Source organism: Nocardiopsis sp. NPDC055824, from assembly GCF_053616335.1.
Genome location: NZ_JBSHDN010000175.1, coordinates 1 through 13,311 on the forward strand (window position 1 = coordinate 1; position 13,311 = coordinate 13,311).

A 13,311-nucleotide genomic window follows, 5' to 3' on the forward strand; every position below is an offset into this window, starting at 1 on the left:
GCCCCGGAGGGGACGGGCTACCGCGCCCTCACGCCTCCCCGGGGAGCGACTTCTCGATGAGCGCGACGATGGCGGGGTCGTCCGGCAGCGTGGCCGGGCGGAAGCGGTGCACGGCGCCGTCCGGGAGGACGAGGAACTTCTCGAAGTTCCACTTCACCTTCCCCGCCTGGCCGTCCGCGTCGGGGGTCGCCGTGAGCTCGCCGTAGAGCGGGTGGCGGTCCTTCCCGTTGACCTTGACCTTGCTCGCCATCGGGAAGGTCACCCCCCACGTCGCGGAGCAGTACTCGGCGATCTTGCCGTCGCTGCCGAACTCCTGGAGGAACTGGTTGCTGGGGAACCCCAGCACGGTGAACCCCCGGTCGGCGTAGCGTTTCTGCAACTCCTCCAGCTGCCCGTACTGCGGCGTGAGCCCGCACCGGGAGGCGACGTTCACCACCAGCCTGACCTTTCCGGCCCACTCGCCGAAGGTCGTCTCGCGCCCGTCGATCAGCGTCACCGGAATCTCGTCCAAAGCGGTCATGCGGGTTCACTCCTGTCCACTGGGGGGTGGCGCCCGGCGTACGGTCGGCCGCGGCGGCCCCATGTTCCCGGAGGCTACTCGACGGCGCCCCGAGCCGCCCGGCGGAGGCGGGGAGCCCCTCGCCGGGCCCCCTCGCGGGGCCCCGGCCGGAGGAGCGCGCCCGGCGGTCAGTCGCCGACGATCTCCGCCTGCTCCAGCCAGACCTCCTCCAGCTCGCCGCGCTCGGTCGCCAGGGCCTTGGCCTCGGCGTCCAGTTCGGCGAGCCGGGCGTAGTCGTTCGCGGCGGCGGCCATCAGCTCGTGCAGCTCCGCCTCGCGCCTGGTGATGCGGTCCATGCGGCGCTCGACGCGCTGGAGCTCCTTCTGGGCCGCGCGCCGCTCCGTCGCGGACACCGCGGGCTGCTCGGGGGCGGCCCCGGCCGCAGCGGTCTCGGACGCGCCGAGCGGCACCGTGGCCTCCCCCGCGGTCACCGCGCGGCGCTCCAGGTACTCGTCGACGCCGCCGGGCAGGAAGGCGAGGCTGCCGTCCCCCATGAGCGCGAGCACCCGGTCGGTGATGCGCTCCAGGAAGTACCGGTCGTGGCTGACCAGCACGAGGGAGCCCGGCCAGCCGTCGAGGAGGTCCTCCAGCTCGGTGAGGGTCTCGATGTCCAGGTCGTTGGTGGGCTCGTCCAGCAGCAGCACGTTGGGCTCGTCCATGAGCAGGCGCAGGAGCTGGAGGCGGCGGCGCTCGCCGCCGGACAGGTCGCCGATCGGCGTCCACTGCCGGTCGCCCCGGAAGCCGAAGCGCTCCAGCATCTGGCTCGCCGTGTAGTCGCGCTTGCCGATGGTGATGTGCTCGCGGATCTCCATGACGGCCTGGAGCGGGCGCGCCTCGGGGTCGAGTTCGACGACGTTCTGCGACAGGTGGGCGAGCCTGACGGTGCGGCCGGTGCGCACGCTGCCGGAGTCGGGCTCGCGCTCCTCGGCGAGGATCTTGAGGAGGGTGGACTTGCCCGCGCCGTTCACCCCCACCAGGCCGACCCGGTCGCCGGGGCCCAGCTGCCAGGTGAGGTGGTCCAGGAGGGTCCGGTCGGGGACGGCCACCGACACGTTCTTGAGGTCGATGACGGTCTTGCCGAGCCGGGAGCTCGCGAACCGCACCAGCTCGACGGTGTCGCGGAGCGGCGGCTCGTCGGCGATGAGCTGGTTGGCCGCCTCGATGCGGAACTTGGGTTTGGAGGTCCGGGCCGGGGCGCCGCGGCGCAGCCAGGCCAGCTCCTTGCGCATGAGGTTCTGGCGCCGCTCCTCGGAGGCCGCGGCCTGGCGGTCCCGTTCGGCCTTGGCCAGGACGTAGGCGGCGTAGCCCCCCTCGTAGCGCTCGACGGCGCCGCGCCCGACCTCCCAGGTGCGGGTGGTGACGGCGTCCAGGAACCAGCGGTCGTGCGTGACGACCACGAGCGCCTCCGGGCGGCCGCGCAGGTGCTCGGCGAGCCAGGCGATGCCCTCGATGTCGAGGTGGTTGGTGGGCTCGTCCAGGACGATGAGGTCGTGGTCGCCGATGAGCAGCCGCGCCAGTCCCGAGCGGCGGCGCTCGCCGCCGGAGAGCCCGGACATGGGCGTGTCCAGGTCCCAGCCGCCGAGGAGGCCCCGCAGGACGTCGCGGATGCGGGAGTCGCCCGCCCACTCGTGCTCGGCGCGGTCGCCCAGCACGAACCCGCCGACGGTGGTGTCGGGGAAGGTGTCGCGCTGGTGCAGGAAGCCGATGCGCAGCCCGCGGTTGTGCACGACCCGCCCGGAGTCGGGCTCGGTGATGCCGGAGAGCACGGAGATCAGCGTGGACTTGCCGCCGCCGTTGCGGCCGACCACACCGATGCGTTCGCCCTCGTCGACGCCGAGCGACACCTTGTCGAGGAGTACGAGCGGCCCGTAGGCCAGGGACACGTCCTGAAGGTTGACCAGATTCGTCATCACCTTCCATTGTCCCGGGTCCGACCCAGTGCCCTGGCCGCCCCGCCCCGGGGCACGGGATCCCTGTCCCGACGGCGGGGCCGCGGTCCGGGCTCTCGTCCCCCCGCGGGGGCGCGGCGAGCCCGGGCACGGGCGGCGGGTGTGCCTCCCGCGGGGGAGCGGCCCGGGTCGCGGTGACCGAGCACGACGCCGCAGTCGCCCGGCGCCTCACGCGGGGATGCGCCCCGGACGGCGCGTGTCCCCGCACGGGACGCGCCCGGGGCCGCACCACGCAAGGCCCCGGGCGCGTTCCGCGCCGCCGGGTTCCCCGGCCCCGGCCTACACCAGGAAGAACCCCCTGGCGGCCTCGGCGATGCCCTCCGCGTCCAGGCCGTGCGCCCGCGCGTGCTGCGCGGGGGCGCCGTAGGCGCGCAGTTCCCGGTCGCGGGCCACCCCCAGCCCGAGCTGCCGGTGGCGCCGGTCCACGAGGGCCGCCGCGACCTCGTGCGCGGAGGTCCCGGCGAGGTAGGGCTCCACCACGAGCACGTCGGCGTTGCCCGCCGCCCCGACCAGGGCGCTGAGCCCCGCGCGGTCGAACGGGCGCACGGTGGAGGTGTGGGCGACCGTCACGTCGAGGTCGGCGGTGGCCTCCAGCACGCGGTCCAGCATCGGTCCGACGGCGACCACCACGCCCGCGGAGCGGGGCGACCCCGTGCGCACCGCGGACAGCCGCCCGTCCACGGGCCGGGGCGCGCGGTTCGAGGTCTCCGACAGCCTCACGTACACGCGGTCGTCGCCGGGGATGGCGGACTCCAGGGCGGCGCGGGCCTCGTCCGGGTGGCCCGGCACGTGCACGGTCCACCCCGGGAGGGTGTCGAGCAGGGCGACGTCGCCGGGCGCCTGGTGGGTGCGCCCCTCCTCGGAGGCGTCGTAGGAGCCGCCGATGCTGACCAGGACGGCGCCCACGTCCTGGTGGGCGAAGTCCAGTTTGACCTGCTCGAACGGCCGCTCGACCAGGAACGGGGCGTAGCTGTGCACGATCGGGCGCATCCCGGTCAGGGCGAGCCCGCCGGCCACCCCGATCATGGCCTGCTCCCGGATGCCGACGTCGACCACCCGCCCGGGGTGGCGGGCCGCGGCGGAGCGGAACATGCCCGCCGAGATGGCGGCGAGGACCACCGCGACGCGCGGGTCGCGGTCCATGGCCTCGCTGACGGTGGCGGCGAAGGTTTCTCGCATGGCCTGTCCCCTACCTGGTCCGGACGCGGGCGACGACGGCCAGCGGCCGTCCTGTGTGGGGCCGGGTGAGGGCCTCGTGGAGGGCGTCGTGGTCGCGCCCGGCGACCTCGCGCGCCGCCCACCCCTCCCCCGCGAACCGTGCGGCGACGCCGCCGGGCCAGCCGTGGGTGCTTGAGGCGTTGTCCACGACGACCGCGGTGAGGTTGTCGACGCCGAGCCGCCCGGCGACGGCGATCGCCTCGTGGTTGCTGCCCTCGTCGAGTTCCCCGTCCCCGAGGAGCACCACCACGCGGGGGGCGGCGCCGTCGGGGCGGCGGACGCCCTGGGCGCGCAGGCCGAGGGCGCTGCCCAGTCCGAGGGGCAGGCCGTGGCCGAGGGAGCCGCTGCCGATCTCCACCCCGGGCACGAGGACCCGGTCCGGGTGGTGGCCCAGCGGGGAGTCGAAGGCCGTCCAGCCGCGCAGGGCGGCCACGTCCACGAACCCCTTGGCGGCCAGCACCGCGTAGAACGCCGCGGGCCCGTGGCCCTTGGACAGCAGGAAGCGGTCCCTGGCGGGGTCCTCGGCCGTCGCGGGGGTGACGGCCAGGACGCGGTCGTAGAGGACCCACACCACGTCCAGGGTGGAGTGGGCGGCGCCCATGTGCTTCTCGTCACCCTCCATGAGGCCGATGAGGGCTGGCAGGTCGGCGTAGCGCGACAAGGCGGTTGCGGTCGTCATGCACACCAGTGTTCGACCTCAACCGTGGTTCAGGTCAACTGGGCGAAACCCCCACAGAACGGAAGAAACGACAGTGATTTAGGTCACAGCACAACGGCGCCCGGCACGTCCCCGTGGGCCGTCACCACCTGCTCGCACAGCCCGCTCCCCTCCAGGGCCGCGACCACCGAGGCCTCGCGCTCGGCCACGACGGCGGCGTCCTCCGGTCCCCCGCCCACCAGGAACGCACAGGTGGGCCCCGAGCCCGACACCAGGGCCCCCAGGGCCCCGGCGCCCCGCCCGGTCCCGAGGGTGCGCTCCAGCTCCGGCAGGAGGGACAGGGCGGCCTCCTGGAGGTCGTTGGTGAGCGCCGCTCCGACGGCCGCGGGGTCCCCCAGCGCGAGCGCGCCGGCCAGGGCCGGGTCGAGGCTCGGCGGGGGGGCGTCCGGACGGATCCGGTCGTACTCGCGGAAGACCCGCGCCGTGGACAGGCCGTGCGGCGACAGGGCGAAGACCCAGCGGAAACGGCCGGGGCTGGCCATCGGCGAGAGGACCTCGCCCCGCCCCGTCCCGACGGCCGTCGAGCCCACCAGGGCGAAGGGGACGTCGCTGCCGAGCTCGGCGGCGCAGTCGAGGAGGGCCTCCCGTGACAGGCCGGCGCCCCAGAGCCGGTCGCAGGCGACCAGGGCGGCGGCCGCGTCCGCGCTCCCTCCGGCCATGCCTCCCGCCACCGGGATGTTCTTGTCCAGGTGGACGGTGACGGGGAAGCCCTTCCCCGTGCGCTCGGCCACCAGGACCGCCGCGCGGGCGGCCAGGTTGCTCGCGTCGAGGGGAACGCGGGAAAGGTGGGACCCCAGGCCGCCGCCGGCGGTCAGTTCCGCGACGACGGAGCCGCCCCCGCCCGGGGGACTCGGCCGACGCGACCGGGCCTCCTTGACGGTAACCTCATCGAACAGTGAGACGGCGTGGAACACGTTGACGAGGTCGTGGAACCCGTCCTCGCGTCCGGGCCCCACCGCCAACTGGAGGTTCACCTTCGCGGGGACCCGCACGGTTACGGTGGTATTAACGGTCACGAGTCCCCAATCGTAAAGGAACCCCCACCTTGCGTGAACACGTACCCCGCCAGGGGCGCCGGTGTGTTCACCCCCTCCGACCGGCGCTAACGCCATCGGCGGAAGGAATCGGGAACCAGGATCACGATCCGGGGATCGTCACCACTGTCATGTCAGTCACCGCCTGCCCCCAGAACGGCCCAATCAGGCCGCTGAGTGGGAATCAGGGCACAAACACCGCTACCTTGGGGCAAGGCGGGGTTTGGACACCGTCGGGGAGGGTCGCTTGCCGTCGGATGGGCTCCCGAAGAACCTGGAACCGCTGGCCGCCGGGGATCCGGCCACCATCGGTCCCTACGTGCTGTCCGGCAAGCTGGGCAGCGGTGGCATGGGCACCGTCTACCTGGGCAGTATGTCGGACCGGAACAACCAGGTAGCCATCAAGGTCATCCGTCCGGAACTCGCCTTCGACGAGGCGACCCGGGCGCGTTTTCGCGATGAGATGGAGAACGCCCGCAAGGTCGCCTCCTTCTGCACCGCCAAGGTGCTCGACCACGGGACGTTCGAGAACCGTCCCTACATGGTCACCGAGTACATCGCCGGCACCGCCCTGGCCGAGCACATAGCCGAGAACGGTCCGCTGGACTCCTCCACCCTGCACGGCTTCGCCCTGGGCGTGGCCGCCGCGCTCGCGGCCATCCACCGCACCGGGCTGGTCCACCGCGACCTCAAGCCCGCGAACGTGCTGCTGTCGCTGTCGGGCCCCCGGGTGATCGACTTCGGCATCGCGCGCGCGATGAACACCGCCACGAACCACACCCAGACCGGCATCGTCATGGGCAGCCCCGGGTGGATGGCGCCCGAGCAGCTGTTGGAGGAGCAGGTCACCACCTCGGCGGACATCTTCGCCTGGGGGTGCCTGGTGGCGTTCGCCGGCAACGGCACGCACCCCTTCGGCAACGGCGACGCCATGACGCTGGGCAAGCGGGTGCTGTTCGCCGAACCCCAGATCGGCAACCTGGACAGCCCTCTCGACCGCCTCGTGACGCGTGCCCTGGCCAAGGAGCCGAACCGCCGGCCCACCGCCCAGGACCTCCTGCTGGAGCTGGCGGGCGGGGAGGACAGCACCAACCCCAACGACATGGTGTCGCACGCGCTGCACCAGTCGTGGCGGCCCAACCTGCCGCCGATGCCGCCCGGCCCTCCCCCGGGGATGCGCCCCCAGCAGGGCGGGCCCGGACACCAGACCGTGACGGGCATGCGGCACCCGGCGCCCGGCCAGTACCAGGCGGGCCCGCCCATGCCCGCGCACCAGACGGGCAACTTCCAGCACCCGCAGCCTCCCGCGGGGCCGCCCCCGGGCTATCCCGCGACCGGCCACCAGCCCGGCCCACCGCCGGGCGGCCAGGCGCAGCAGCCCCGGCAGGCGGGTCCGCCCCCGGCCCAGCACCCGGCCTCGACCGGGCCCATCCCGATGGTGCCCCCCGCCGACCAGCAGGCGAACCGCCCGGGGCCGCAGCCGTACGTGCCCCCGGTCCCCCCTCCCCCGCACCGGCCGGCCGCACCGAACCGGCGCCGCGGACTGGTCGTCGCGGTGGCGGTGGGCGCCGCGGTGCTCCTGGTGCTCATGGCCGTCCTGACGATCCTGGTGATGAACCGGGACGACCCGCCGTTCTCCGGCGGGGACGAGGCCCCTCCCGCGGGGGCCGGCTCGGAGCAGGAGGAGGCCCCGGAGCCCGCACCGGACGACGGCGCCGACGACTCCGTCCCCTCGGACGGATCCGGCGGGGTCTCCGCCGACGGCACGGTCGAGTACCGGGTCAACTCCGTCAACTGCGGGATGGAGACGCTGGAGGGCCGATCCGCGCTCCGCAGGGGCGAGTACTGCGTCGTGGACCTGCAGGTCACCAACCTCCTCGAGGGCGAGCGCTTCGTGTTCGACAGCAAGTCGCAGTACCTGGTCACCGAGTCGGAGTCCGAGGTCGTCGCGGCGACCCCGTCCAGGGACGAACAGGTGAGTTCGCTGTGGGACACCGGCGGCCTCGCCCCGGGCACCCCGGCCGCGGGCGAGCTGGTGTTCATCCTCACCGAGGACGAGAGCCCGGTCAGGCTCCTGCTCAACAACACCCCCGGCGGCGCGCCGACCTCCATCGAGATCCGGGACATGGTGACCTACTAGGGCGTGGTCCGTGGAGGCCCGCGGTCGGCCCGGCGCCCGCGCCGATCACCGCGGGCCCGGCACGACCCGCGGAACACGGCCGGGGGCGGTGGGCCGGGAGGGTGCGCGGCCCCGCCCCGTCCGGAAGCGCTGCCGGGCCCCGCGGCCCCGGGCCGGAGCGCGACGGAGGACAAGGACAGGGCCCGGCACACACGCGGTGTGCCGGGCCCGTCCGTGCTCCGGGGAGGGGCGCTCCCCTACTCCCACTCGATGGTGCCCGGGGGCTTGCTGGTCACGTCCAGCGTCACCCGGTTGATCTCCCGGACCTCGTTGGTGATCCGGTTGGAGATCTTCGCCAGCACGTCGTAGGGCACGCGCGACCAGTCCGCGGTCATGGCGTCCTCGCTGCTGACCGGGCGCAGCACGACCGGGTGGCCGTAGGTGCGGCCGTCGCCCTGCACGCCCACCGACCGGACGTCGGCGAGCAGCACGACCGGGCACTGCCAGATCTCGCGGTCCAGGCCGGCGCGGGACAGCTCCTCGCGGGCGATGGCGTCGGCCTCGCGCAGGATCTCCAGGCGGTCGCGGGTCACCTCGCCGATGATGCGGATGCCCAGGCCCGGCCCGGGGAACGGCTGGCGCCACACCATCTCGGCGGGCAGGCCCAGCTCCTCGCCGACCTTGCGCACCTCGTCCTTGAACAGCTCCCGGAGGGGCTCGACCAGGGTGAACTGCAGGTCGTCGGGCAGGCCGCCCACGTTGTGGTGCGACTTGATGTTGGCGGTCCCGGTGCCGCCGCCGGACTCGACCACGTCGGGGTACAGGGTGCCCTGCACGAGGAACTCGACCTCGGCGCCGCCCTCCCCGCCCTCGGCGACGACCTCGCGGGCCGCCTGCTCGAAGACGCGGATGAACTCGCGGCCGATGATCTTGCGCTTCTCCTCGGGGTCGGTGACCCCGGCCAGCGCCGACAGGAACCGCTCCTCGGCGTCCACGACCTTGAGCTTGGCCCCGGTGATCGCGACGAAGTCCTTCTCGACCTGCTCGGCCTCACCCTTGCGGAGCAGGCCGTGGTCGACGAACACGCAGGTCAGCTGGTCGCCGACGGCGCGCTGCACGAGGGCTCCGGCCACGGCGGAGTCGACGCCGCCGCTCAGCGCGCAGATGACGCTCTTGTCGCCGATCTGCTCGCGGATGCGCTCCAGCTGCTCCTCGACGATGTTCACCATCGTCCAGGTGGGACGGCACCCGGCGCCCTCGTACAGGAACCGGCGCAGCACCTCCTGGCCGTGCTCGGTGTGCATGACCTCGGGGTGGAACTGCACGCCGAACAGGCGGCGGTCGGTGTCCTCGAACGCGGCGACCGGGGCGCCGGCGGTGCTGGCGGTCGTGGCGAAGCCCTCGGGGGCCCGCACCACGGAGTCGCCGTGCGACATCCACACCGACAGGTCGGCGGGGGCGCCCGCGAACAGCAGGGAGTCGGTGACGGCCGTCAGCTCGGTGCGGCCGAACTCGCTCAGGTCGGTCCGGTCGACGGTTCCGCCCAGGGCCCGGGTCATCGCCTGGAAGCCGTAGCAGATGCCGAAGGTCGGGACCCCGGTCTCGAACAGCTCGGCGCCGACGACGGGGGCGCCCTCGGCGTAGACCGAGGACGGGCCGCCGGAGAGGATGATGGCCTTGGGTTTCTTGGCGAGCATGTCCTCGACGGGCATGGTCGAGGGCACGATCTCGCTGTGCACATGGCATTCGCGGACGCGTCGTGCGATCAGCTGCGCGTACTGCGCGCCGAAGTCCACGACGAGAACGGTGTCGAACGTGCTCTCAGCACCAACGGACACGACGGAGGACCTTCCGCAGGAAGTACAGGGATAGGCGTCCAGTCTAGGGCGTTCCCCGTGCTCAACCGGTACTCCGGGGTGTGCGGTGGGGCTCAGCTCCCGGCGCCCCCGAAGCCGCCGGGGTTGGCCGACTGCCAGTTCCACGCGTCCCGGCAGGCGTCGTCGACGGTGAGGGCCGCCTTCCAGCCCAGGTCGCGGGCGGCGGCGGAGGGGTCGGAGTAGCACACGGCGACGTCGCCGGGGCGCCGGTCGGCCACCTCGTACGGGACGGGTGCGCCGGTGGCCCTCTCGAACGCGCGCAGGCCCTCCATGACCGAGGTGCCGCGGCCGGTGCCCAGGTTGTAGACGCGGCAGCCCGCGGTGTCGCCGAGGTGGTCGACGGCGGCCAGGTGGCCCTGGGCGAGGTCGACCACGTGCAGGTAGTCCCGGACACCCGTGCCGTCGGGGGTGTCGTAGTCGTCGCCGAACACGGTGAGCCGCTCCCGGCGTCCGGCCGCGACCTGCGCGATGTACGGGAACAGGTTGTTGGGGACGCCCAGGGGGTCCTCGCCGATGAGCCCGCTGGGGTGGGCGCCGATCGGGTTGAAGTAGCGCAGGGAGACGATGTGCCAGCGGGGGTCGGCGGCGGCCAGGTCCTCCAGGACGCGCTCGATGAACAGCTTGGTGGCGCCGTAGGGGTTGGTCACCGAGAGGGTGCTGTCCTCGGTGAGGGGCAGGTGCTCGGGGTCGCCGTAGACCGTCGCCGACGAGCTGAACACCAGGTTCCGGACGTCGTGCTCGTCCATCGCCTCGGCGAGGTTCAGGAGCGCGTCGAGGTTGTTGCGGTAGTAGCGCAGCGGCTGGGCGACGGACTCGCCCACCGCCTTGAGCCCGGCCAGGTGGATGACGGCGTCGACGTCGTGGACGTCGAAGATCCGGCGCAGCGCTGCGGGGTCGGTGCAGTCCGCCCGGTGGAAGGCGACGGTCCGCCCGGTGATGCGCTCGACGCGGCGGACGGCCTCCTCGCTGCTGTTGACGAGGGAGTCGACCACGACGACGTCGTGTCCGGCCTGGAGCAGTTCGACCGCGGTGTGCGAGCCGATGTACCCGGCCCCCCCGGTGAGCAGTACGTTCATCTCTCGCTTCCCTGGCTGAGGAGCGCCCGCCCTCTCGCGGACGCTCCCCAGGATAGGGGGCGGCCGGGTCGGCCGCCGGTGACACGCGCCACCCGGGCACCTGCCGTGACCGGCCGCTCCCGGGCCCGGTACGGCGGGCCGCGGGCGCGCCGAGGGGGCGGGCGCGGCCGGGCGCCCGCCCCCTCCGGTCCGCGCGGGTCAGCCGCGTCCCGGCGGGGTGCTCCGGCGGGTGTCCAGCCACAGCACCTGCGGGTCGTGGTCGCTGACCTGGTCGTGGAACTCGGAGTTGAGCCGCGCGACCGCGTAGTCGACGCGTCCCGCCAGGGCCCGGTTGACCAGGATGTGGTCCAGGGCCTGGGAGTTGCCGTCGAACACGTAGTTGTAGCGCTCCCCCTCGGGCAGGTCCGCCATGGGGTTGTACAGGCGATCCTCCCCGGTGAGGATCTCCAGGGTCCGCGAGAACTGGAAGTCGTTCAGGTCGCCCATGACGACCAGGTTGGCCTGCGGGTCCGCCGCGAGCAGTTCGTCGGCGAACGCCCCGACCAGCTCGGCCTGGGCGTGGCGCTGGGCCTCGCTGGTGCGGTTCGGCGGCTGGTTGACGCCGTGGAGCGGCTCGTCCCCGCCCTTGGAGTTGAAGTGGTTGGTGACCACGTAGACGTCCCGGTTGAGGGCGCGGAAGTGGCCGACCAGCGGCTTGCGGCTGGAGTCCCACGCCTCGTCCAGCGGGCTGATGCGGCCCGGGGACACCGACAGCTCGGCGCCCCGCGCGCCCTCCACGACCTCGACGGCGGTGGTGGCGTCGCCGCCCTCGCGGTCCACGAACTCGACCCGCTCGGGGTCGAACAGGAAGGCGTTGCGGATGTTGCCGCCCGGCTGTCCGCCGTCCTGCTTGTCCTCGGGGCTGATCTGCCGCCACTCGTAGGCGGGGCCGCCGTGCGCGGCGACGGCCTCCACGAGCCGGTCGAGGGTGACGCCCGCGTCGACGGTGCCGTCGTCCACGGGGCCGCTGTCGTCCTGGATCTCCTCCAGCCCGATGATGTCGGGCGTGTCCAGGTGGTCGACGATCCCGGCCGCGAGCGCGTCGAACCTGGCCTGGTCGTCACGGCCGCCGAGGTTCTCGACGTTGTAGGTGGCGATGCTGACCTCGTACCGCTCGGTGTCGCGGACCGGGGTGCGCTCCAGGCCGCCCGGGACGTGCTCCCCCAGGGTGGTGGCGCGGATCAGGTAGCCGCCGAACCGGCTGTGGTGGAGGGGGCCCTCGGTGACCCCGGCGAGGGTGTCGCCGACGTTCGCCTCGGGGAAGGGGTGCTCGGCGCGGTCGAGCAGGGACTCGACCTTGACCCGCCCGGAGTTGGGTTCGTCGTAGGAGCCGTAGGCGGTCCCGCCGTTGACGGTGGGGTTCTGGCCGGGATCGGTGGTCACCCACAGGGCGTGGTAGCCGTCCGTGGCGCCCACCACGGGGGCGTCCTCGACGCGGACCGTCATGTGCTCGTGCGCGGCCCAGAAGTCCAGCGCGTACTTGTCGGGCTCCAGCTCCAGGCCGGAGACGTCGCCGCCGTGGTCGGGCGCGTACGCCTCGGGGAGGGCGTCGGCGTCCAGCAGGACGGAGTCGGGGAGCGCGTTGCCGGTGGACAGGACGGTCCAGCGGGCCCCGTCGAGCTGGGTGGTGGTCTGGTGGCCGGCCGCGGGCCGGTACTCGCCGACCCGCCCGGCGACCAGGACCTCGTCGCCGGGGGCGACGGCGGGCGTGGTGGAGCCGGTGAAGACGAAGAGGGCCTCGCTCGTGCGGGGGTCGCCGTCGCCCTCGGTGTCCTGGAACCAGAATCCGCGGGCGCCGCCGAAGGCGTTGACCGCCGTCACCACCCCGGGCAGGCCGGTGACCTGGCGGCCGGCGTACGGGGAGGTGCGGGTGGTGCCCTGCACGTCGTGGACGCGCAGGTCGCCGGGCTCGACGGGCTCCTCCGGCCCGCCGCCGTCGCCCGCCGTCTCGCCCGCCGCGTTGGTGGGCGTGGGGTCCCCGGCGGTGAGGTCGGCGGCGTTGTCGCCCGTGTCGGTGAACGCGGCGTCGCGCGAGGCGGACGCGGTGTTGGAGAGCCCCGTGACGGGCGATCCGGCGTGGACGACGGCGTTGCCGTAGCCGACCACGTCCACCACGGAGCCGTCCTGCGCGCACGCCGCCGCGGTCCGGCAGGAGACCGGCTCGGTGCCGGAGACGAGCAGGACCGTGCCCGCCGTCGCGGACATGTTGGTGCTGCCGGCGGTGTCGGGGGCGGGGAGCTCGACGCTGCCCCCGGCGCCCGCCGCCTGGCGGACGAGGTGGTGGCCTCCCGCCGGGATCTCCCCGGTCAGGGCCGTGACCTGCACCCGTGTGGACGGTCCCGGGGCGGCGGGGAGGTACTGGACGCTCCAGCCGTCGAGGTCGGCGGGTCCGCCGGCCGGGTTCCCGAGCTCGACGAAGTCGTGGCGCAGCAGGGCTCCGCTGTTGCCGCCTCCGCCGTACACCTCGCTGATCACGGGCGCGGCGTCGTCGGCGAGGGCGGGCGGCGCCGCCGCGAGGCCGACGCCGAGGAGGACCGCGGCCGCGGCGGACGTGGACGCGATCAGACGTCCGGGTCGGGTGGGGGACACATCTGCTCCGGGGGTCGCTGGGCAACGGGGGCCCGCACATCATCACCCGCGCGGATGTCCGACCGGAAGAGAAGGCGTGAAATGGAGGCGAAGCGGGCGGCCGCCGGCGCGGTCCGACCGGCGCCGCGCGTCC

Annotated in this window: 9 protein-coding genes; 1 reads left to right on the plus strand and 8 read right to left on the minus strand. The window is 73.8% G+C overall.

What is annotated here, in order from left to right; all coding sequences use genetic code 11:
• Positions 1-28: 28 nt before the first annotated feature.
• The 5 genes from ACWGL3_RS25465 to ACWGL3_RS25485 all read right to left on the minus strand — a co-directional run bounded on the left by ACWGL3_RS25465 (position 29) and on the right by ACWGL3_RS25485 (position 5,460).
• On the minus strand, positions 29-520 hold the full coding sequence (locus tag ACWGL3_RS25465) for a glutathione peroxidase (RefSeq protein WP_267948112.1): 492 nt from the start codon (positions 518-520) through the stop codon (positions 29-31).
• 167 nt (positions 521-687) lie between these two features.
• Positions 688-2,469, minus strand: coding sequence for an ABC-F family ATP-binding cassette domain-containing protein (locus ACWGL3_RS25470; RefSeq protein ID WP_344178925.1), 1,782 nt, complete (start codon positions 2,467-2,469; stop codon positions 688-690).
• Positions 2,470-2,787: 318 nt separating this feature from the next.
• Positions 2,788-3,687 (minus strand): transketolase family protein, encoded by a 900-nt coding sequence (locus ACWGL3_RS25475; protein WP_344178926.1) that lies wholly within the window; start codon positions 3,685-3,687, stop codon positions 2,788-2,790.
• Positions 3,688-3,697: 10 nt separating this feature from the next.
• Positions 3,698-4,405, minus strand: a complete 708-nt coding sequence (locus tag ACWGL3_RS25480; protein WP_267948109.1) for a thiamine pyrophosphate-dependent enzyme — start codon at positions 4,403-4,405, stop codon at positions 3,698-3,700.
• Positions 4,406-4,488: 83 nt separating this feature from the next.
• The gene (locus tag ACWGL3_RS25485) at positions 4,489-5,460 is read right to left on the minus strand and encodes a 4-(cytidine 5'-diphospho)-2-C-methyl-D-erythritol kinase (protein WP_267948108.1); all 972 of its coding nucleotides are present in this window, start codon (positions 5,458-5,460) and stop codon (positions 4,489-4,491) included.
• Positions 5,461-5,725: 265 nt separating this feature from the next.
• On the opposite strand from ACWGL3_RS25485, the gene ACWGL3_RS25490 reads away from it, so the two are divergent.
• The gene (locus ACWGL3_RS25490; RefSeq protein WP_267948107.1) at positions 5,726-7,618 is read left to right on the plus strand and encodes a serine/threonine-protein kinase; all 1,893 of its coding nucleotides are present in this window, start codon (positions 5,726-5,728) and stop codon (positions 7,616-7,618) included.
• A gap of 236 nt (positions 7,619-7,854) precedes the next feature.
• Here ACWGL3_RS25490 and guaA read toward each other — a convergent pair whose 3' ends face one another.
• The 3 genes from guaA to ACWGL3_RS25505 form a co-directional block, all read right to left on the minus strand.
• On the minus strand, positions 7,855-9,435 hold the full coding sequence (gene guaA / locus ACWGL3_RS25495; RefSeq protein ID WP_267948106.1) for a glutamine-hydrolyzing GMP synthase: 1,581 nt from the start codon (positions 9,433-9,435) through the stop codon (positions 7,855-7,857).
• A 92-nt stretch (positions 9,436-9,527) separates the two neighbouring features.
• Positions 9,528-10,550, minus strand: coding sequence for a UDP-glucose 4-epimerase GalE (gene galE / locus ACWGL3_RS25500; protein ID WP_267948105.1), 1,023 nt, complete (start codon positions 10,548-10,550; stop codon positions 9,528-9,530).
• A gap of 198 nt (positions 10,551-10,748) precedes the next feature.
• Positions 10,749-13,178, minus strand: a complete 2,430-nt coding sequence (locus tag ACWGL3_RS25505; RefSeq protein WP_452461873.1) for an endonuclease/exonuclease/phosphatase family protein — start codon at positions 13,176-13,178, stop codon at positions 10,749-10,751.
• Positions 13,179-13,311 lie beyond the last annotated feature (133 nt).